The organism is Pseudomonas neuropathica (assembly GCF_051174785.1).
Classification (GTDB): domain Bacteria; phylum Pseudomonadota; class Gammaproteobacteria; order Pseudomonadales; family Pseudomonadaceae; genus Aquipseudomonas; species Aquipseudomonas neuropathica_A.
Window position 1 is genome coordinate 1,194,926 of the sequence record NZ_CP195111.1, and the last position, 19,154, is coordinate 1,214,079.

The following is a 19,154-nucleotide window of genomic DNA, read 5'->3' on the forward strand; positions in this document are numbered from 1 at the left end:
GAACTACTTTTCAGATATGCAGCCTTCGCGAGCAGGCTCGCTCCCACAGGGGAATTGGGGTGTGCAAAACCGTACCTGACCGCCCTATCAACAAATGCACTGAAACCTTCGACATTTCAGAGCATTGAAAAAACTGGTACGCCTTGTGCAAACGTTTGCGTAACGTCAATACCAACGTTTTCGTAACAAAACCGTACAAGCCCACGGAACACGGGCCTCGATCCGCAAAAAAGGACTTTGAATGGCCATTGCATGCCCTTTTCGCGCACCTTTCTCGTGCACGTTTGCTGTTTCCTTGCTACTGACCGGCGTTACCGGACTTCTCAGCCATAGCGCGCTGGCGCAACCGCCAAGCAAAGAAGAATCCGCCCAGGGCGAAGCGCTCAGCCCCGAAGCCAGCCCGCCAAAAAAAGGCGCCTATCTGTCCGACTGGTACAACCAGGACCTGATGCTGATCGGCAGCAAAGACATCAGCTTCGGCCCGCAACCGGCCGACGACATCTATCTGGAATACGAGTACTTCGGCCGCAAAGGTCCGTTCGAGTTGTACGGCTACATCGACATCCCGAAGATCTTCAATATCGGCAACAGCCACGACAAAGGCGTGTGGGATCACGGCTCGCCGGTGTTCATGGAACACGAACCGCGCATCTCCATCGACTACCTCGCCGGCCGCAGCCTGGCGATCGGTCCGTTCAAGGAATGGTATGTGGCGTTCGACTGGATCTACGACCACGGCAGCCGCAAAGAGAACCGCGCCAACACCCTGTACAGCGGTTTCGGCACCGACATCGACACGCACTCGCGGGTCAATCTTTCGGCCAACCTCTACGGTCGCTATCAGTGGGAAAACTACGGCGCCAGCAATGAATATTCCTGGGACGGCTACCGAGCGCAGCTCAAGTACATCGTGCCGATCGACAAATTCAGCAACGGCGCATCGCTGACTTACATCGGCTTCACCAACTTCGATTTCGGCTCGGACATCCATAAGGACAACCCGGCGCGCACGGCCAATGCGACGGTGGCGACCAACGTCCTGCTCTACTCGTTCACCCACTTGCGCTTCACTCTGGTCGGCCGTTATTTCCACAACGGCGGCAACTGGGAAGACGGTAGCGAGCTGAATTTTGGCGACGGTAATTTCCGTGCGCGTTCCAACGGCTGGGGTTACTACGCCGGCGTCGGTTATCAGTTCTGAATCAAGGAGTTTTCCATGCAAGCAATGATGCGTTTGACCTTGGCCGGTGCGGCCCTGCTCTCCTCTACCGCGTGGGCGGCCGAGGCACCGATACAACCGAAAGTCGTGCTGATCACCATGTTCGCCCCCGAGGCGCAGCATTGGATCGACCGCCTCGAGCTGAAACAGGAAATCCGCGTGCCGGGCCTGTCGGCCGAGTACCCGAGCATCCGCTGCAACGCGCAGCAGGTGTGCCTGTTGACCACCGGCATGGGGCAGACCAACGCCGCCGCCTCGACATTAGCGTTGGCGCTGTCGCCGAAATTCGACCTGCGCAAAAGCTACTTTTTGATCGCCGGCATTGCCGGGATCAGCCCGAAACACGGCACCATCGGCACCGCTGCATGGGCGCACTATCTGGTGGAATTCGGCACGCAATGGGAGATCGATTCGCGTGATGCGCCGTCGACCTGGCCGACCGGCTACCTGGGCATCAACACCAAGAGTCCGAACGAAAAACCGCCGCTGGACTACAAGACCGAAGTCTTTGAACTTAACTCGAAGTTGCAGGCCAAGGCGTTCGCCCTGAGCCACAAGGTCGAGCTGAGCGAAAGCAAGGAGTCCGCCGCGTGGCGCCTGAAATATCCGTCGGCACCGGCCAATCAACCACCGGTGGTGACGCGCTGCGATACGCTGGCCGGCAACACCTGGTTTTCCGGCACGCGCCTGAGCGAACGGGCCGAAGTCTGGACCAAGTTACTGACCGACAACAAGGGCGAATACTGCACGACGCAGCAGGAAGACAACTCCACCTATGAGGCCTTGCTGCGTGCCGGTCGTGAAGGTCTGGTCGATGTACAACGCCTCGCCGTGGTGCGTGCAGGCTCCGACTTTGACCGCCCGGAACCGGGCGGCAGTGAAGTGGACAACTTGCTCAAATACGCCGATCAGGGCGGCTTCGTGCCGGCGCTGGAGAACCTCTATCGCGCGGGTAATCCGCTGGTGCAGGACATCCTGAAAAACTGGTCGGCGTGGGAAAACGGCGTCCCGCAATCCTGAGCCCAACACCGATCTACTGTAGGAGTGAGCCTGCGCGCGATAGCGGTGTGTCAGTTTAATCATGAGTGACTGACACACCGCTATCGCGAGCAGGCTCACTCCTACAGGGGTTTTGCGGTGTATCAGGGAATGAGGATGACCTTGTCACCGCTGCCCTGATTCACATCCGCATAACGCTGTAGTCCCTCGGCCAATGGCGCCTCGACCAACCCCTGCGGCAACGGCAGCGAGCCTTCATCGAAGAACCGCCCGAACTGCTCGAGCATCACCGCACACGCTTCAACGCCATACAACAACGAATTGATCCCGACCACCGAACCGCCCTTGCGATACAGCGCCAGTGCCGGCAGTTGCACATGCCCGTCCACCGGCGCGGCGATGATCGCGATCCGTCCGAACGTGGCCAATGCCGCCACCGACGCTGGCAACCAGAAACCGGTGGTGTCGAAGATCACATCGGCGCCACCGCGATACACCGCGTTGACCTGCGCGCCGAGGTCTTCCGGCTTATCCAGCTGAATCGTCTGATAACCCTGCGCTTGCAGTTCCGCCACCTGCTCCGAGCGCCGCACCGCCGCCAGCAACTGCGCACCGCGCACTTTCGCCAGCGCCAAAGCAGCGGTCGCCACCGCTCCGCCGCCGATCACCAGCAAACGAGTGTCAGCCGTGACGAGGCTACGCTCCAAAGCATCCCACGCCGTGGTGTAGGGCACGCCAAGGCTGGCGGCCTGGGCGAAACTCAGGTGCGAAGGTTTGTGTGCGACGCCATTGGCTGGCAGTTTGACGAACTCGGCGTGGGAGCCGTCGGCGAAAAAGCCCAGCTCACGGCCGGTACCCCAGACTTCCTGACCGATCAACGCTTGCGGGCCTTCGACGACGACACCGGCGAAATCGCGACCGGGAATTCGCGGCAGCGTGGTGTAGGGGAAGCGACCGAGGACGTTTTTCACATCGCTGGGATTCAGGCCGGCAGCCTTGATCTGCACCAGCACTTCGTCAACGCCGGGTACCGGGGTCGGTACATCGACGTAGCGCAAGGAAGACAGGTCGCCGGTTTTATCGAATTGCAAAGCTTTCATGGGGACATCCACCGAAGGAAAAAAGGAATTCAGGACAACCAGCCCGCGACCAGTTGCCGGCCCATCGGCCACAACTGCTCACCGGCCAACATGCCGAGTAAACCGACCAACGCGATGGCCGGTGGCGCCGGAGAACGGAAATCCAGCGCGCCGTACAACAGGCCGACGCCCAGACCGATGGCCAGCGAAATCAGATAATTCATGGGGAGCAACTCCGCCCGTGGAAAGGAATGGGCAAAGTTTAGGGAGTCGGCGGGGATGGCATCGGCCAAGGACTTCTGAATTTCGGACAAGTATCGGATGCACACCGCAGAACTCTGTGGGAGCGAGCTTGCTCGCGAAAAGCGGTGTGTCAGTCCACTCTCCATTCACTGGTACACCGCATTCGCGAGCAGGCTCGCTCCCACAGTGGATCCATGCAGGTTTGGTTAGTCGCGTTCCACAGCAAATTGCGAAGGGGCGACACCCAATTCGCGGCGAAACATGTCGCTGAAACTACTGGGTGAATAGCCGAGCTCCCGAGCAATCACACTCACCGCCACGCCCTGAATCAACGCCGCCACCGCCGTCGCCAGTTGTACCTGCCGGCGCCATTCGGCGAAGCCCATGCCGAGGCTGTCCTTGAACAACCGCGCCAACGTGCGCACGCTGGCCCCGGCGTTTTCCGCATGCTGCTCAAATGGAATCTCCAGCGACGGCGCCGCCATTACCGCCTGACACAGATTCATCAAGCGCCGGTCGGTGTCATCCGGCATCGGGATTTTCAACTGCGAACGTCTTGCGCGTTTCAGCTCCAGCAAGGCCAACCCGACCAGTGCCTCGTAGTAAGCCGGTTCCCCGCTGTCGCCCTGCTCCACCAGGCCGACGATCAACTCGCGCAACAAACCGCCGACCTCGATCACCTGCACCGTCTGATCCAGCGTCGCCGCCAACGCCGGGCGCAGGTAGATATTGCGCATCTGCAGATCCGACACCACGCGAATCCCGTGCGGCACGCCCGGCGGCAACCACACTGCGCGTTGCGGCGGCACCACCAACGCCTCGTGTGGGGTTTCTACCCACATCACCCCGCTCATGGCATACAGCAACTGGCCCCAGACATGCTCGTGCGGCTCGATAAACAACCCTCGCGGGTACGTGCGTGCCAGCGGTTGCACGGGCACATCGGTATCGCTGAGATCGGGGGGTGCGGCAAGGGCCATGGCGGGCATTCATTGGGCTTGGTGGAAACGCCATGGTAACCAGTGCGAAACGGCGTCGCCAACGATAGATACCGTCGGACAATCCGAGTGAATTTTCCCGGTGCGCCGCGATCCCTCTATTACCACAGGGAGGAATACGGGCTTTATGAACAACGCAAAACTCTATGTCATCGAATACACCCTTCACGGTACGCCCAAGTCGTTCATTATCCGCTCGGACAAAATGGACAACACCGAGGCGTGGCACTGGGCTAGCTGCGACGCAGGCGTTGGTCGCATCCCGCGCTTTGGCCGTGAAAAAGTGCAGAAGACCAGCAAACCGATGGCGGAAAAATTCGGCGTGGAAAACGTTGTGTGGCGACCGACCAGCTAAGCTCTGCCCATCGATCGGCATCATTCGGGGGAATGCACCATGAGCAACATCATCAGCCCGGCGCATCTGGACTACGGCCTCGATACGCTGTTCGGGCGTGTTACCAAAAGCGTGGACTGTCGCGTTGGGCTGGAGGCGGTCGAGGATGATCCATTCCGCTTTGCCCTGCGAGTGCCGGCACCGCTGCCGGAAGACCTCGATCAGGCGAAAACCGTGGTGGTCAGGGTTGAGGGCCGACGGCTGCAAGGCACGGTGCGGCATGCGGAGCGGCTGGATGATGAGAGTCTGAAACTGGAAGTGGAGCCTGATTAGGCTCCACTTTTTTATGCGTCGCTTGTCATCCGTGGGCGCATTTACAGCCTTTGGTTGAACATTCCTCGCCACTCTTGTGGTGGTGAGCGCAGGCTTCGCAGCAATAGTGTTTGCCGTGCACGGCGTAAGCATGCTCGCCTTCCTTGATTGTGCACTTGCAGTTGGGACAATCGCATTTTCTATCGGGCATGGGGCAGACTCCTTGGGTAGTGGTTGTCTGGGGCTTGAGGGGCAAGCCGTGATAACCAGTGTAGAAGCTGTCGGGGGTTTGGGGGGTTGGGGGCATATCCGTTGCTGCGGTAACGGCTGCTTAGGGTTCCGCCCTTACGGCGGGTCACTTTTTCCAGACGCCGAAAAAGTAACCAAAAAGGCTTCCCCCGGCGTACGGCACTTCGCTGAGGCTCAGTGTTCCCTCGCTACGGTGTCCATCCGGGGGCATCGCCTACGGTTTGCTTCGCTGCACCTCCTCTCGATGAATGCGGCTACGCCGCACGGCGCTGCGCGCCTACCCCCGGATGAACACCTCCGCTCGGCCTGCCGATGGGGCAAAAGATCAAAAGCCGAAGCAAGATCAAAAGCAGGATCACAAGCCAGATCAAGAGTCCCTCACCCTAGCCCTCTCCCGGAGGGAGAGGGGACTGACCGCGGTGTTTGGGAGAGGTACGCCGACGTGAAATACCGAGTCGAACTCAGAATCTAAAAAGCGAACAAATCGGCGCCTCACCTCCCCAGAGAGGGGACTGATTGAGGTGTTTGGGAGAGCTACACCGACGTGCAATACCGCGTTGAACTCAGAATCTAAAAAGCGAACAAATCGGCGCCTCACCTTCCCAGAGAGAGGGGACTGACCGTGGTGTTTCGGGGAGGTACGCCGACGTGAAATACCGAGTCGAACTCAAATTCTGAAAAGCCCACAAATCCGCTCCCTCTCCCTCGGGAGAGGGCTGGGGCGAGGGGCGAATCCACAACCAATCCAAAGCCGAGCACGCTGTTGCTCCTCACCACTCAACAGGATGAGCGTTAGCTCGGCTGCAGCTCTTGATCTGTAAGGCGACGTCGGAAGGCTGAGTGGAGGGATTGATCCGGGCGTGGGAGCGCAGCGACCGTTTGGCGCAGCCAAACACAGCGGGAGTAGGTGCAGCGAAGCAAACCGGAGACGCTGCGCCCGGATCGATCCCGCAGCGAAGGAACCCCGAGCCCCAGCGAGCGGGCCGCACGTAGGAGCAAGCCTTTTTGGTTACTTTTTCGGCGTCTGGAAAAAGTGACCCGCCGTAAGGGCGGAACCCTAAGTAGCCATGACCGCAGCAACGGATATGCACTCAACCCAACCCAACCCAACTCACTCAGCCTGACGCGAACTCCTATACATAAATACCAAAGCCCCCCCCAAACACACCATCGCCAAAATCCGCGAACCAGACAGCTCAATCGCCGGATTCCCCAACCAGCCAAAATTATCAATCAACATCCCCATCCCCAACTGCCCGACAATCACCGCCACCGTCGCCACAGCCGTCCCCACCACCGGCACTGCCCCGACCATCACCATCATGTACACCACGCCAAACAGCGCCCCGGTCAACTGCCACTTCGGCACATCCAAAAGACTCACCGCATGCGCCGGCTCAAAAAACAAAATCAACAACCCGGTCGAAACCGCACCCACAACGAATGTCAGCAAACTACTGCGCAACACCCCGACGCTCTCGCCCAGACGCCCATTGATCGCCGCCTGCACACTCAACACCGCACCGGCCAACACCACCACCGCCAACAAAATAACCAGACTCATCACTCACCCCCGCGCAATCAAAACAAGTGCCACCACAATCAACCCCAACGCCAGCCAACGCTCGGCATTGACCTTCTTGCGCGTCGCCCCGAACCAGCCGAAATGGTCGATCAGCACACTCTTGCCGACCTGACCGGACAGAATCGCGATCATGGTCATGGCAATACCGATATGCGGCGTCGCCAGGGTCAGCACCACCACATACATCGGCCCCAGAAACCCGCCAATCAACTGCCAGCGCGGCAGATCAGTCAGCGCCGGCCCCTTCTGTGGCCCAGCGAACAACAACAGCAAAAACAGAATCGCCGAGCCGACCCCGAAGATGCTCAATGTTGCCCACAGATGCCCGACCTGCACACCCAATGGCCCGAGCAACCCGGCCTCCACCGACAAGCCCATGCCCGCGAGAATCACCAGCGGCAGCAACAACAAGCGCAATCCGGATTTCGTCGCCGGTGCGCTGACACTCACCTCATCCAACGTCTGCATAAACAACTTTCCACTCAAGTAAACGATGGCGCGGATTATCGGCTGGCGCAGCTGTGCGATAAATGGGAGCATCCGGACAACACTTTTGCGCAACTTGCACAGCAGGACAAACAATGCACGGGCTAAACGAACTCGGATTCAAAGCGCTAAGGCTATTTGTCGCGGTGCTCGACCACGGCAGTTTCTCCGAGGTGGCCCGCCGCGAAGGTGTGGCGCCCTCCTCGATCTCCCGGCAGATCCAGTTGATGGAACAGGCGCTGAACCAGCAATTGCTCTACCGCCACACCCGCGCCGTCACGCCCACCGAAGCCGGGCGCATGCTCGGTCATCATGCGCGGCTGGTTCTGGTGCAACTGGAGGAAGCTGAACAAGCGTTGCAGGAGCAGCAAAGCGAACCCACCGGCCTGGTGCGCATCAACGCCCCGGTGGTGTTCGGTCAGCGGCATCTGACGCCGTGGCTGGGCCAGTTGTGCGCGCGCTATCCGAAGCTGCAACTGGATATCCAGCAGACCGACCATTACGTCGACCCGTTACAGGAAGGCGCGGATTTGCTGTTCCGCATCGGCCCGCTGCACGACTCGAGCATGCAGGCGCGGATTCTGGCGCCGCATCGCTTTCAGGTCGCGGCCAGCCCGGCGTATCTCCAGCGCCACGGTACACCGCAGAAACCCGAAGATCTGGCGCAACACCAATGCCTGGCTTACAAAGGCGCGACCGGCCAGCAGCGCTGGTTTTTCCGTCGTGATGGCGAAGACTGGACGCCGTACTCGGTGAAAGGCCCGATCACTGGCAACCACGCCGACACCCTTACCCAAGCGGCCGAGCAAGGTTTGGGGCTGGTGATGTTTCCGTCGTGGCTGATTGGTGAAGCGGTGCGCGACGGTACGTTGGTGCCGGTGTTGGGGGAATATCAGGTGTCGAACAGTCTGGAGCCGCAGCAGATTGCGGTGTTGTGGCCGGGGAGCCGACGATTGTCGGTGAAGGTGCGGACGGTGATTGATTTCTTTGTCGAATGCTTTGGTGAAGTGCCCTACTGGGACAGGCCTTGAGTCTTTGAAGATCAAGAGCCCCTCACCCTAGCCCTCCCGAAACGTCGGACCGCCCGTAGGGAGAGGGAACTGATTGGGGGATGCTGTGGAACTACGCCGACCTGAAACAGCTTTACCGAATCCATAATCGACTGAATCTTTCAGGTCGATGTATGACGCAAGACACCTCGGTCAGTCCCCTCTCCCTACGGGCGGTCCGACGTTTCGGGAGGGCTAGGGTGAGGGGCTTTTCAAGCTGTCAGATCCGGAACTGGCCCACGAGTTTGCCCAAGCGCTGCCCCAGCTCGGCCAGACTGCGCGAAGTCTGCGCGCCCAGCTGCGTTTCATCAGCCACGCTGTCCACCGCCACCGCAATCTGATGCACGCTGCGGTTGATCTCTTCCGCCACCGCCGTTTGCTCCTCCGCCGCACTGGCGATTTGCGCGTTCATCGAGTTGATCGTCGCGATCAGCTCCGCCATCGCATCCAGCGAAGCCCCGGCCTGATTAGCCTGTTGCGAAGTACCGTCACCCGCCTCACTGGAGCGACGCATCGCCTCGACCGCCGACTGCGTACCGGCCTGCAAGCGGTCGATCATGCCCTGAATTTCCTGGGTGCTGATCTGCGTGCGACTGGCCAACGCCCGCACCTCATCCGCTACCACGGCAAAGCCGCGCCCGGCCTCACCGGCGCGCGCCGCCTCAATCGCTGCGTTCAGTGCCAGCAGGTTGGTCTGCTCGGCAATCGAACGGATCACCCCGAGCACACCAACAATCGACGTCACGTCCTGCTGCAGGCTATCGAGCGACACACCGCTGCTACGGATGTCATCGACCAACGCATGAATCTGCTTGATGCTGCCGGCCACCACGCGCTTGGCGCTCTGGCCTTCTTCGTCGGTCTGCTGAGCAGCGACAGCGGCGTTCTGCGCGCTTTTCGCCACTTCCTGTGCGGCGGCGGACATTTCATTGATCGCTGTGGCGACCTGATCGGTTTCGTGGCGCTGACGCTCCATCGCCTGATCCGAACGCTGGGCCTGATCGGACACCTGCGTCACCAGACCGGTCAGTTGCGTGGTCATCTCGGTGATCTGCCGCACCAGGCCATGGATCTTGTCGACGAAGCGATTGAACGAGCCGGCCAGTTCGCCGAGTTCGTCCTGACTGGTGATGTTCAGGCGACGGGTCAGATCGCCCTCGCCCGCCGCGATGTCATCGAGGTTGGCTTTCATCAGGGTCAACGGACGCAGAATGGTGTTGGCCAGCAACATCCCCGCCGCCGCGATCACCAACAACACCACCACCGCCACGCCGACGATGCTCAGCACCACGCCTTGCATGCGTTCCTGCACCTGCGCTTCGACCAACGCTACTTGCGCTTCGATGCCGTCGAGGTTGACCGACGTACCGACCGCCATGTCCCACTTGGCCAGGTATTCGGTGTAACCGAGTTTCGGCACCAGCACCTTGGCATTACCCGGCAACGGCGAGCTGTATTGCAGATAGTGCGTGCCGTCCTTCGCCACTTTCACCAGGCCTAGGTTGACGTAAACGCCATTCGGGTCGCGATTGTCCTTGAAACTTTTGCCCACGCCTTCGGGATCGTTGGCCTTGAACAGGCGCACGGTCTCGGAGTCGTAGCCGAAGAAGTAGCCGTCCTTGCCGTAGCGAATGCCCGAGAGCAATTTGATCGCCTGCGCCCGTGCCTCGTTGTCACCCGGCGCGGCCGCGTCGTACAGCGGCTTGATCGTGGTCATGGCCACGGCGACGTAACTTTGCAGAGTGGCTTTGGCGTCGCCGAGCAGGCGTTCGCTGGTCTGTTCGACCTCTTTGTGCGCCTGTTCCTGAAGGATGAACAGCGTGGTCAGGCTGATGACCAGGGCAAAGAGCAACACCGGGAGAACGGCGAGGGAGAGGACTTTAGCCTTGAGGCTCAGGCGCATTGTGGGAGCTCACTCTTTTGGTTTTATTGGCGTGGTTAAAGGCTTTAACGGCACGCGCAAGCAAAAGTTGAGTCAGGGATTTCCCCAATCCCCTGTGGGAGCGAGCCTGCTCGCGAATGGGCCGGCTCAGTCACTGTAATTGTGAATGACCCACCGCTTTCGCGAGCAGGCTCGCTTCCACAATTGGAATTTTGCAGATCAGAGAACCATCGCGGCCACCCAGCCGAACGCCAGCAACGGCAGGTTGTAGTGCAGGAACGTCGGCACCACGGTGTCCCAGATATGGTGATGCTGGCCGTCGATATTCAGGCCGGAGGTCGGGCCGAGGGTCGAGTCCGAGGCTGGCGAACCGGCATCGCCCAGCGCACCGGCGGTACCGACGATGCACACGATAGCGATCGGGCTGAAGCCCAGTTGCACGCACAGCGGCACGAAAATCACCGCCAGAATCGGTACGGTCGAGAAGGACGAGCCGATGCCCATGGTCACCAGCAGCCCCACCAGCAACATCATCAAGGCGCCGATGCCCTTGCTGTGATCGATCCACGCCGCCGACGTTTGCACCAGCGTCTGCACTTCCCCGGTGGCCTTGATCACCTCACCAAAACCGGAGGAGGCAATCATGATGAAGCCGATCATCGCCATCATCTTCATGCCTTCGGTGAACAGATCATCGGTCTCGCGCCACTTGACGATGCCGGACGCCGAGAAGATCAGAAACCCGACCAGCGCCCCGATAATCATCGAGTCCAGCAGCAACTGCACAATGAACGCAGCGGCAATCGCCACCCCGGCAATCGCCAGGCTCAGCGGGTTGTACTGCACCGCCACCTGTTCGACTTGCTCGATTTTCGCCAAGTCATAAACGCGCTTTTTGCGGTAGCTGATAAAGGCAATGCCCAGCCCCACCAACATGCCCAGCGCCGGAATGCCCATGGCGTGGGTGACGTTGATGCCACTGATGTCGACGCCACTGCGCGCCACATTGGCCAACAGAATTTCATTGAGGAAGATGTTACCGAAGCCTACCGGCAGGAACATGTACGGGGTGATCAGACCGAACGTCATGACGCAGGCGATCAAGCGACGGTCGAGTTGCAGCTTGGTCAGTACATATAAAAGCGGCGGCACCAGCAGCGGAATGAACGCGATGTGGATCGGCAGGATGTTCTGCGAAGCGATCGCCACCACCCACAACAGGCCGATCAGCAGCCATTTGACGCTGCCACCGCCGGTCGCATGCTGGCGATCGACCATGGCCAGGGCCTTGTCGGCCAGCGCATGGGCCAGGCCGGACTTGGCAATCGCCACGGCGAAAGCGCCGAGCAACGCGTAGGACAATGCCACCGTCGCCCCGCCGCCGAGACCGCTGTTGAACGCCTTGAGCGTGGCATCGATGCCCAGACCACCGGTCAGGCCGCCGACCAGCGCGCCAACGATCAAGGCGATCACCACGTGCACGCGGGACAGGCTGAGAATCAGCATGACGCCGACCGCCGCTATGACTGCATTCATTTCACTACCTCAAAAAACACTGCGGTGGAAAACCGACCGCCAGACAGGATGAGTCCGCCAACGGAATACCGGCGGATTTGCAAAGAGGGTCTTATTAGAAGGGCGCGCACTGTGCCGCAGAGTGGCCGCAGTGTCAAAGCGAGCGGGCGATTTCGGGTGCGGCAATCCGCCATATTGTGTTTCAAGAATAAAGAAAGCCGATTTGCGGCCGTTACAGTGCAAAGTCTCAGATATTTATCGAATAAGGACGTCTCCATGTCGCTCAGACAACTTTCCATCCAATGGAAAATCACCCTGCTCGCCGGCCTGTGCCTGGCCGGTATCGTGACCCTGTTGGTGGGTCTTTCGCTGTATCGCATGGAGCACAGTTCTGCACTGGTGAAAGCTTCGAGCATGGAAATGCTCACCGAGTCGGCGCAAGCGCGCATCGAGTCGCAAGGTGAAGTACAGGCCGCCGGCATTCGCCAGCAGTTCATGGACGCCTATCAGTACGGCCATGGTTTCTCGCGGCAGGTTTTATTCCTGCGCGAACAGGCCGAGAAGCGTTTTCTCGATGCTTTCGATCTGCGCGAAGACATGACCCGGCAGGTCAAATCGGCGCTGCAAGCCAACCCGGACCTGCTCGGCCTGTCACTGGTGTTCGAAGCCAACGCACTGGACGGCAAGGACGAACTGTTCGCCGGCCAAGCTGAACTGGGCAGCAACGACAAGGGCCGCTTCGCCCTGTACTGGTCGCAACCGACCCCAGGCAAAGTCACCTCGATGGCCCTGCCGGAAAGCGACATGGCCGACACCAGCACCGGCCCTAGCGGTCAGGCGGCCAATGCCTGGTTCACCTGCCCGCGCACCACACTCAAACCGTGCGTGATCGAACCGTACTTTTATGTGATCGACGGGCACAAAGTGCTGATGACCAGCATCGTCTTCCCGCTGCAGGTCAATGGCAAAGTCATCGCTTCGCTGTCGGTCGACATCAACCTCAACAGCCTGCAAGCGATCAGCCAAGGCGCGAGCAAGAAGCTCTATGACGGCCAGACCGCCGTGAGCATCATCAGCCCCGCCGGCCTGCTCGCCGGTTACAGCCCGGATGCCGGCAAACTCAGCCAGCGTCTGGATGCCGTGGACAAAATCAGCGGCGCCGAACTGCTGAGCAAACTCGCGTCCACCAGCAGCGTGAGCAGCCTGCACAGCAACGGCCAGTTGAAAGTGCTGTCGCCGTTCCCGCCGATTCCCGGCGGCCCGTCGTGGGGCGTTTTGCTCGATGTACCGGAGAAAGTCCTGGTCAGCCGCGCCGAAGCGCTCAAGCAACAACTGGATGCCAGCAATAACTCGGGCACTTTGATCGAACTGAGCCTCGGCGTGTTGGCGGCATTGATCGGTTTGCTGCTGGTGTGGCTGATGGCGCGCAGCGTGACCAGACCGATCCTCGGCGTGGCGCACATGCTCGAAGACATCGCCAGCGGCGAAGGTGATCTGACCCGTCGCTTGGCCTACGACAAAAAGGACGAACTCGGTCAGTTGGCCGGCTGGTTCAACAAGTTCCTCGACAAGTTGCAGCCGATCATCGCCGAAGTGAAACGTTCGGTGCAGGATGCGCGCAACACCGCCGACCAGTCCTCGGCCATCGCCACGCAAACCAGCGCCGGCATGGAGCAGCAATACCGCCAGGTCGATCAGGTCGCCACTGCCTCCCACGAAATGAGCGCCACCGCGCAAGACGTCGCGCGCAGCGCCGCGCAGGCTGCCGAAGCCGCCAAGGATGCTGATCGCGCGACCCGTCAGGGCCTGACCGTGATCGACCGCACCACCGCGAGCATCGACACCCTCGCCGCCGACATGAGCGCGGCGATGGTGCAAGTCGAAGGGCTGGCCGCCAATAGCGAGAAGATCGGCACGGTGCTGGAAACCATCCGCGCCATCGCCGAACAAACCAACCTGCTCGCGCTGAACGCCGCCATCGAAGCGGCGCGTGCCGGTGAAGCCGGACGTGGTTTTGCCGTGGTCGCCGACGAGGTGCGTAACCTCGCCCGCCGCACGCAAGAATCGGTGGAGGAAACCCGCCAGGTCATCGAGCAACTGCAAACCGGTACGCAGGATGTGGTCGGTTCGATGGGCAACAGTCATCGTCAGGCTCAGGGCAGTGTCGAGCAGGTGGGCCAGGCCGTGACGGCGCTGCGCCAGATTGGCGATGCGGTGACGGTGATCAGTGACATGAATCTGCAGATTGCCAGCGCGGCGGAAGAGCAGAGTGCGGTGGCCGAGGAGATCAACAACAACGTGGCGACGATCCGTGATGTGACGGAATCGTTGTCCGGGCAGGCGAATGAGTCGGCGCGGGTGAGTCAGTCGCTCAATAGCCTGGCGAATCAGCAGCAGAGTTTGATGGATCAGTTTAGGGTTTGATTCAAGATTGGAGGGTGTCAGGTAAATCCTTACCCCCTCACCCCAGCCCTCTCCCCCAAGGGGGCGAGGGGGAAAGGGAGCCGATCTCCACGCCATTCAAAACCTGAGTTCGACTCGACATTTCAGATCACGGGAAGGTTTTCAAAACCTGAGTTCGGCTCGGTATCTCACGTCGGTGTACCTCTAACAAACACCTCGGTCAGTCCCCTCTCCCTATGGGAGAGGGTTAGGGTGAGGGGCTTCTAAAGAATCACCGCCGAGGCAACTCAATCACTACCTTCAACCCGCCCCACTCACTCTCGCCCAACACCAGCAACCCGCCCCAGGTCTCGACAATATCGCGGACAATCCCCAATCCCAGACCATGCCCGTGGGTCTGCTCATCCAGCCGCGTGCCCCGGCTGAACACTTCGGTGCGCTGCTCTTCGGGAATCCCCGGGCCGTCATCTTCCACGCTCAGGGCAAAGCCGTCCGTACGCTCGATCACGCTCAGGCGTACTTCGGCATCCGCCCACTTGCAAGCGTTGTCCAAAAGATTGCCGAGCAACTCGAGCAAATCCTCACGATCCCACGGCAACTGCAACCCCGTCGGCGCGACGTAGCTCAACGCCAGATGCTCGCCATGAATCATGTTCAACGTCGCCAGCAACCCCGGCAGTTCCGCATCGCAATCAAACAGCGCCCCCGGTAACGCATCACCGGACAGCCGTGCCCGGTTCAATTCGCGATTGAGCCGCTGCTGCACTTGCTCCAACTGTTCCTTGAGCACCTTGCGCAGCTCGGGATGCGCATCGAGTTTTTCACTGGACGCCAGGCTCAACAGCACCGCCAGCGGCGTTTTCAACGCGTGCCCGAGATTGCCCAAGGCATTGCGTGAACGCTTGAGGCTGTCTTCGGTGTGCGCGAGCAAATGGTTGATCTGCGCCACCAGCGGCTCCAGCTCCACCGGCACCTGATCATCCAGTTGCGAACGCTGGCCCTGCTGCAATTGCGCGATCTGCTCGCGAGCCCTTTCCAGCGGTTTCAAGGCGCGGCGCACGGTCAAACGCTGCAAGAACAGAATCAGCAACAATGCCGCCAGCCCCATGCCGAGGCCGATCTGGCGCATGCGCTGAAAGCTCTCGCGCACCGGCGTGTAATCCTGCGCGACGCTGATCGAAATTGATTGGCCCAGGCGTCGATAGTCCGAACGCAGCACCAACAATTGCTGGCCGTCCGGGCCCAGTTGCAGGTTGCTGTGCAGACCGGGGTGTTCGAGCAGCGGCAGGTCCTGATCCCACAACGAGCGCGACCGCCAATGGCTGTCGGCGAAATCGATACGGAAGTAATGCCCGGAAAACGGTCGCTGATAGGCCGGCGACAGATGCCGCTCATCCAGTTGCAAGCCTTGCGGCCCGCGCACCAATGCCACCAGCAGACTTTCGCTGTCGTTGCGCAGACCCGCTTCGAGGTAGCGCTGCAACCCCACTTCGAACAACCACAGACTGGTTTGCGCCACCACCACACCGACAACCACCATCACGCTGATCAAACCCAGGCTCAAGCGGCGCTGGATCGACCTCACGAAGCTTGCCCGCCGAACAGGTAACCCTGGCCGCGACGGGTTTCGATCACGCTTTTGCCGAGCTTGCGCCGCAGGTGATTGACGTGCACTTCAAGGACGTTGGAGTCACGCTCGGTTTCACCGTCGTAGAGGTGTTCGGCGAGGTGGCTTTTGGAGAGGATCTGCTCCGGGTGCAGCATGAAATACCGCAGCAGACGGAATTCGGCGGCGGTCAGTTGAATGTCGGCGCCATCGCGCACCACGCACTGACGGCCCTCATCCAGGTGCAACCCGGCGGCCTTCAACGTCGGCTGATTGGCCTGGCCTTTGGAGCGGCGCAACAGCGATTGAATGCGCAGTTGCAGCTCTTCCGGATGGAACGGTTTGGTCAGGTAATCGTCGGCGCCGGCCTTCAGGCCTTCGATGCGCTCGGCCCAGGAATCGCGCGCCGTGAGTATCAGCACCGGTATCGCCAGACCGCCGGCGCGCCACTGCGCCAGCACTTCAAGCCCCGGCACACCCGGCAGGCCGAGGTCGAGAATGATCAGGTCATACGGTTCGCTGCTGCCCTGATACAGCGCATCACGACCGTCCGCCAGCCAATCGACCGCATAGCCCTGCCGTTGCAGGCCGGCGAGCAATTCGTCAGCCAACGGTACGTGGTCTTCCACCAATAGCAAACGCATCGATCAATCTTCCTTGTCTTTCACAAGTTCACCGGTATCGGCCTTCAAGTGCAGCTCACGGGCGACACCTTCGACGGTGAGCAACTCGACTTCATAAATGTAGACGTCGTGTTTTTCTTCCAGCTCGACTTCCAGCAGTTTTGCGCCGGGATAGCGGTCCATTGCCTGCTGCAGCACTTGCTCCAGCGGCAGGATCACGCCCTTCTCCCGCAAACTCAGGGCCTCGTCCTGATCGAGGTCGCGGGCCATTGCTGCCGAGCAAAAAATCACCAGCGCCAATGCCGTACGGCTGGTGGCGCGAACATTAACCTTCATTACGTATCCTGATGATCCTTGAGAACCTGCCCAGTCACCGCGTCTAATTCCAGATCCCACTCCAGCCCCTGCGGATCACGCATTTCAACCTGGTAGATGTACTTGCCGTACTCTTCTTCCAACTCGGTTTCAGTGATCGTCGAACCCGGGTGTTTTTCCAGCGCCTTGGCGTTGAGCTTCTCGAAGGAGACGATAGTACCAGCGTCGCGCAGACGCAGGGCTTCGTCAGGGCCGAGATCGCGGGCGTGGGCGAGGCTGGCGGTGCAGCCGATGATCGAGGCAATGGACAGGGCAGTCAGGGTTTTCATGGAGTCTCCGTATTTTTATGTGTTGCTTACGGTGGGCACCTTAGCGGGATGAACTTAACTGAAACTGAATTGCCATCATTGCCCCAGCTCAACATATCCCCCCCTGTGGGAGCGAGCTTGCTCGCGAATGCGGTGTATCAGACACATCATCGTTGACTGACCCTACGCTTTCGCGAGCAAGCTCGCTCCCACAGGGGACATCATCGTTCTATAATGCTTCGCTTGCTAACGATCGAGACCGGTATGACCGCCATCCACATAAAATTCCCCGCCCTCACCCTCAAGGCCGGCCCGCGCGCCATGGCGCGTATTCGTGCCCAAGGCCTGAACGCCGCAGACGTCGGCACCCTGCCCGGCGCCGCCGGTGGGCCGAAGGCGTTGGGGATTCAGGGGCTGGATCTGGCGTTGTTCGGCGAATGGCTGCCGAGCGCACCGCGTGAACGCTCATTGATCGGCGCCTCGGTCGGTTCCTGGCGCTTCGCCAGCGCCTGCCTACCGGACGCCGCCGAAGGCATCCGGCGCCTCGGGCATCTGTACGCCGAGCAGAATTTCAATAAAGGCGTGACCATGGCCGAGATCAGCCAGAGTTCGCAGCGCATGCTCAACGACCTGCTCGACGGCCGCGACGCGAGCATCCTCGACAACGCGCATTACCGGCTGAACATCATGGTGGTGAAAAGTCAGGGGCGTCTGGCCGATGACCATCGCGGGCGACTGGGCCTGGCGCTGGGTTCGGTGATCGCCGACAACCTGCGCGGCCGCGCACGGCTGTCGCGACACTTCGAACGGCTGATCATCCACGACCCGCGCCTCGCCCCGCCGGTGAATACGCTGAGCGACTTCCCGTCGCGTTTCGTCGCCCTGAATGCCGGCAACCTGCGTCAGGCCTTGCTCGCCTCAGGCTCGATCCCGATGGTCATGGAAGGCGTACGCGACTTGCCGGGTGCTGGCGCCGGCACGTTCCGCGATGGCGGCCTGCTCGACTATCACCTCGACCTGCCCTACAGCGGCGACGGCATCGTGCTCTATCCGCACTTCACTGATCGGGTGATTCCCGGCTGGTTCGACAAGACCTTGCCGTGGCGCAAGGCCTCGGTGGAGCGTTTGCAGGACGTGCTGCTGCTCGCCCCTTCGAAGGAGTATCTGGCGCGCCTGCCCTACGGCAAACTGCCCGACCGTAACGACTTCAAACGCTTTATGGGCGATGCAGCGAGCCGGCAGAAATACTGGCACGCAGCGATGGATGAGAGCCGTCGCCTCGGCGATGAATTCCTTGAACTGACTGCCAATGGTCGCCTCGCCGAGCGCTTGCTGACCCTTTAGTCAGCACGGCCAAAGACAAGCTGGTAAACTCGCCGCCTGCCCGAATCGCTGCGGCGAACGCCATCTGAACAGAGCTGAAAATACCGTGGAAATCTTCAAAGAGTTTACCTTCGAATCCGCCCACCGCCTGCCGCACGTCCCGGACGGCCACAAATGCGGGCGTCTGCACGGTCACTCGTTCAAAGTGGCGCTGCACCTCAGCGGCGACCTCGATCCGCACACTGGCTGGATTCGCGACTTCTCCGAGATCAAGGCGATTTTCAAGCCGCTGTACGAGCGTCTCGATCACAACTACCTGAACGACATTCCCGGCCTGGAAAACCCGACCAGCGAAGTGCTGGCCAAATTCATCTGGAATGAAATGAAGCCGTTGCTGCCGGAACTGAGCGCGATCCGTATTCACGAGACCTGCACCAGCGGTTGTATCTATCGCGGTGAATAACCTCTGACACCCCAACTATCCCTGGGGGAGTGAGCCTGCTCCGGGCGGCGTTCCGACGAAAGCGGTTTGTCAGCCGACATTGATATCGACTGACACGCCCTCTTCGCGAGCAGGCTCGCTCCCACAAGGAAACAGTGTTTTGCCAGAGAACAGCCTTCACGGC

Annotated in this window: 20 protein-coding genes and 2 pseudogenes; 9 read left to right on the plus strand and 13 right to left on the minus strand. The window is 60.4% G+C overall.

The window, feature by feature from the left end; translation table 11 throughout:
* The first annotated feature begins 241 nt into the window (after positions 1-241).
* On the plus strand, positions 242-1,201 hold the full coding sequence (locus tag ACRRSD_RS05400) for a nucleoside-specific channel-forming protein Tsx (RefSeq protein WP_122598670.1): 960 nt from the start codon (positions 242-244) through the stop codon (positions 1,199-1,201).
* 15 nt (positions 1,202-1,216) lie between these two features.
* The gene (locus ACRRSD_RS05405) at positions 1,217-2,239 is read left to right on the plus strand and encodes a purine-nucleoside phosphorylase (protein WP_435037408.1); all 1,023 of its coding nucleotides are present in this window, start codon (positions 1,217-1,219) and stop codon (positions 2,237-2,239) included.
* A gap of 122 nt (positions 2,240-2,361) precedes the next feature.
* Here the strand turns inward: ACRRSD_RS05405 and ACRRSD_RS05410 are convergent, their stop codons facing one another.
* The 3 genes from ACRRSD_RS05410 to ACRRSD_RS05420 form a co-directional block, all read right to left on the minus strand.
* Positions 2,362-3,318 carry a quinone oxidoreductase family protein gene (locus tag ACRRSD_RS05410; RefSeq protein ID WP_435037409.1) on the minus strand — a complete coding sequence of 319 codons (957 nt, stop codon included), beginning with the start codon at positions 3,316-3,318 and terminating at the stop codon, positions 2,362-2,364.
* Positions 3,319-3,347: 29 nt separating this feature from the next.
* Complete coding sequence (locus ACRRSD_RS05415) at positions 3,348-3,521, minus strand: DUF1427 family protein (protein ID WP_007969534.1); 174 nt, start codon at positions 3,519-3,521, stop codon at positions 3,348-3,350.
* Positions 3,522-3,746: 225 nt separating this feature from the next.
* Positions 3,747-4,529 carry an AraC family transcriptional regulator gene (locus tag ACRRSD_RS05420; protein ID WP_435037410.1) on the minus strand — a complete coding sequence of 261 codons (783 nt, stop codon included), beginning with the start codon at positions 4,527-4,529 and terminating at the stop codon, positions 3,747-3,749.
* Between the two features lie 136 nt (positions 4,530-4,665).
* Here ACRRSD_RS05420 and ACRRSD_RS05425 point away from each other — a divergent pair, with 136 nt between their 5' ends.
* Positions 4,666-4,893, plus strand: coding sequence for a DUF6555 family protein (locus ACRRSD_RS05425; protein ID WP_007919026.1), 228 nt, complete (start codon positions 4,666-4,668; stop codon positions 4,891-4,893).
* Between the two features lie 39 nt (positions 4,894-4,932).
* Complete coding sequence (locus ACRRSD_RS05430) at positions 4,933-5,205, plus strand: hypothetical protein (protein ID WP_435037411.1); 273 nt, start codon at positions 4,933-4,935, stop codon at positions 5,203-5,205.
* A 25-nt stretch (positions 5,206-5,230) separates the two neighbouring features.
* Here ACRRSD_RS05430 and ACRRSD_RS05435 read toward each other — a convergent pair whose 3' ends face one another.
* The 3 genes from ACRRSD_RS05435 to ACRRSD_RS05445 all read right to left on the minus strand — a co-directional run bounded on the left by ACRRSD_RS05435 (position 5,231) and on the right by ACRRSD_RS05445 (position 7,486).
* Positions 5,231-5,395: a metallothionein gene (locus tag ACRRSD_RS05435; protein WP_007919030.1), complete on the minus strand. Its 165-nt coding sequence runs from the start codon at positions 5,393-5,395 to the stop codon at positions 5,231-5,233.
* 1,149 nt (positions 5,396-6,544) lie between these two features.
* Positions 6,545-6,997 (minus strand): DMT family transporter, encoded by a 453-nt coding sequence (locus tag ACRRSD_RS05440; RefSeq protein ID WP_435037412.1) that lies wholly within the window; start codon positions 6,995-6,997, stop codon positions 6,545-6,547.
* A gap of 3 nt (positions 6,998-7,000) precedes the next feature.
* Positions 7,001-7,486, minus strand: a complete 486-nt coding sequence (locus ACRRSD_RS05445) for a DMT family transporter (protein ID WP_016987941.1) — start codon at positions 7,484-7,486, stop codon at positions 7,001-7,003.
* A gap of 113 nt (positions 7,487-7,599) precedes the next feature.
* On the opposite strand from ACRRSD_RS05445, the gene ACRRSD_RS05450 reads away from it, so the two are divergent.
* Complete coding sequence (locus tag ACRRSD_RS05450; protein WP_435037413.1) at positions 7,600-8,535, plus strand: LysR family transcriptional regulator; 936 nt, start codon at positions 7,600-7,602, stop codon at positions 8,533-8,535.
* Positions 8,536-8,773: 238 nt separating this feature from the next.
* Here ACRRSD_RS05450 and ACRRSD_RS05455 read toward each other — a convergent pair whose 3' ends face one another.
* From ACRRSD_RS05455 to ACRRSD_RS05465, 3 genes and pseudogenes are all read right to left on the minus strand, one after another.
* A complete protein-coding gene (locus ACRRSD_RS05455; protein ID WP_409077500.1) occupies positions 8,774-9,595 on the minus strand; it encodes a methyl-accepting chemotaxis protein in 822 nt (273 codons plus the stop codon).
* Positions 9,596-9,679: 84 nt separating this feature from the next.
* Positions 9,680-10,456, minus strand: a pseudogene (locus ACRRSD_RS05460) (cache domain-containing protein); the annotation flags it as partial.
* Positions 10,457-10,654: 198 nt separating this feature from the next.
* Positions 10,655-11,971, minus strand: a complete 1,317-nt coding sequence (locus ACRRSD_RS05465; RefSeq protein ID WP_122598902.1) for a Na+/H+ antiporter family protein — start codon at positions 11,969-11,971, stop codon at positions 10,655-10,657.
* Positions 11,972-13,369: 1,398 nt separating this feature from the next.
* Here ACRRSD_RS05465 and ACRRSD_RS05470 point away from each other — a divergent pair.
* Together ACRRSD_RS05470 and ACRRSD_RS05475 are read left to right on the plus strand one after the other, a co-directional pair.
* Positions 13,370-13,516, plus strand: a pseudogene (locus ACRRSD_RS05470) (HAMP domain-containing protein); the annotation flags it as partial.
* Positions 13,517-13,618: 102 nt separating this feature from the next.
* Positions 13,619-14,374 carry a methyl-accepting chemotaxis protein gene (locus ACRRSD_RS05475; RefSeq protein ID WP_371262551.1) on the plus strand — a complete coding sequence of 252 codons (756 nt, stop codon included), beginning with the start codon at positions 13,619-13,621 and terminating at the stop codon, positions 14,372-14,374.
* Between the two features lie 250 nt (positions 14,375-14,624).
* Here ACRRSD_RS05475 and ACRRSD_RS05480 read toward each other — a convergent pair whose 3' ends face one another.
* The 4 genes from ACRRSD_RS05480 to ACRRSD_RS05495 are packed head-to-tail and all read right to left on the minus strand — an operon-like array spanning position 14,625 to position 17,226.
* Entirely contained in the window at positions 14,625-15,938 is a 1,314-nt protein-coding gene (locus ACRRSD_RS05480; protein WP_435037414.1) for a sensor histidine kinase, read from the minus strand.
* Positions 15,935-16,603, minus strand: coding sequence for a response regulator transcription factor (locus ACRRSD_RS05485; RefSeq protein ID WP_397482382.1), 669 nt, complete (start codon positions 16,601-16,603; stop codon positions 15,935-15,937). Before ACRRSD_RS05485 ends, ACRRSD_RS05480 begins: the two co-directional genes overlap by 4 nt.
* Positions 16,604-16,606: 3 nt before the next feature.
* Positions 16,607-16,918, minus strand: coding sequence for a PepSY domain-containing protein (locus tag ACRRSD_RS05490; RefSeq protein WP_038362521.1), 312 nt, complete (start codon positions 16,916-16,918; stop codon positions 16,607-16,609).
* On the minus strand, positions 16,918-17,226 hold the full coding sequence (locus tag ACRRSD_RS05495) for a PepSY domain-containing protein (protein WP_435037415.1): 309 nt from the start codon (positions 17,224-17,226) through the stop codon (positions 16,918-16,920). Before ACRRSD_RS05495 ends, ACRRSD_RS05490 begins: the two co-directional genes overlap by 1 nt.
* Positions 17,227-17,469: 243 nt before the next feature.
* Between ACRRSD_RS05495 and ACRRSD_RS05500 the strand changes: the two genes are divergently transcribed.
* Entirely contained in the window at positions 17,470-18,549 is a 1,080-nt protein-coding gene (locus ACRRSD_RS05500) for a patatin-like phospholipase family protein (protein ID WP_435037416.1), read from the plus strand.
* A gap of 85 nt (positions 18,550-18,634) precedes the next feature.
* Complete coding sequence (gene queD / locus ACRRSD_RS05505; RefSeq protein WP_007915588.1) at positions 18,635-18,991, plus strand: 6-carboxytetrahydropterin synthase QueD; 357 nt, start codon at positions 18,635-18,637, stop codon at positions 18,989-18,991.
* The last annotated feature ends 163 nt before the right edge of the window (positions 18,992-19,154 follow it).

Bases quoted from the DNA above. Each gene is read 5' to 3' on its own strand.
- ACRRSD_RS05425 (WP_007919026.1), top strand. From the start codon at position 4,666: ATGAACAACGCAAAACTCTATGTCATCGAATACACCCTTCACGGTACG.
- ACRRSD_RS05430 (WP_435037411.1), top strand. From the start codon at position 4,933: ATGAGCAACATCATCAGCCCGGCGCATCTGGACTACGGCCTCGATACG.
- ACRRSD_RS05490 (WP_038362521.1), bottom strand. From the start codon at position 16,918: ATGAAGGTTAATGTTCGCGCCACCAGCCGTACGGCATTGGCGCTGGTG.
- ACRRSD_RS05445 (WP_016987941.1), bottom strand. From the start codon at position 7,486: ATGCAGACGTTGGATGAGGTGAGTGTCAGCGCACCGGCGACGAAATCC.
- ACRRSD_RS05405 (WP_435037408.1), top strand. From the start codon at position 1,217: ATGCAAGCAATGATGCGTTTGACCTTGGCCGGTGCGGCCCTGCTCTCC.
- ACRRSD_RS05465 (WP_122598902.1), bottom strand. From the start codon at position 11,971: ATGAATGCAGTCATAGCGGCGGTCGGCGTCATGCTGATTCTCAGCCTG.
- ACRRSD_RS05410 (WP_435037409.1), bottom strand. From the start codon at position 3,318: ATGAAAGCTTTGCAATTCGATAAAACCGGCGACCTGTCTTCCTTGCGC.
- ACRRSD_RS05435 (WP_007919030.1), bottom strand. From the start codon at position 5,395: ATGCCCGATAGAAAATGCGATTGTCCCAACTGCAAGTGCACAATCAAG.
- ACRRSD_RS05420 (WP_435037410.1), bottom strand. From the start codon at position 4,529: ATGCCCGCCATGGCCCTTGCCGCACCCCCCGATCTCAGCGATACCGAT.
- ACRRSD_RS05400 (WP_122598670.1), top strand. From the start codon at position 242: ATGGCCATTGCATGCCCTTTTCGCGCACCTTTCTCGTGCACGTTTGCT.
- ACRRSD_RS05455 (WP_409077500.1), bottom strand. From the start codon at position 9,595: ATGACCACGCAACTGACCGGTCTGGTGACGCAGGTGTCCGATCAGGCC.
- ACRRSD_RS05485 (WP_397482382.1), bottom strand. From the start codon at position 16,603: ATGCGTTTGCTATTGGTGGAAGACCACGTACCGTTGGCTGACGAATTG.
- ACRRSD_RS05495 (WP_435037415.1), bottom strand. From the start codon at position 17,226: ATGAAAACCCTGACTGCCCTGTCCATTGCCTCGATCATCGGCTGCACC.
- ACRRSD_RS05500 (WP_435037416.1), top strand. From the start codon at position 17,470: ATGACCGCCATCCACATAAAATTCCCCGCCCTCACCCTCAAGGCCGGC.
- ACRRSD_RS05475 (WP_371262551.1), top strand. From the start codon at position 13,619: ATGGAGCAGCAATACCGCCAGGTCGATCAGGTCGCCACTGCCTCCCAC.
- ACRRSD_RS05440 (WP_435037412.1), bottom strand. From the start codon at position 6,997: ATGAGTCTGGTTATTTTGTTGGCGGTGGTGGTGTTGGCCGGTGCGGTG.
- ACRRSD_RS05450 (WP_435037413.1), top strand. From the start codon at position 7,600: ATGCACGGGCTAAACGAACTCGGATTCAAAGCGCTAAGGCTATTTGTC.
- ACRRSD_RS05415 (WP_007969534.1), bottom strand. From the start codon at position 3,521: ATGAATTATCTGATTTCGCTGGCCATCGGTCTGGGCGTCGGCCTGTTG.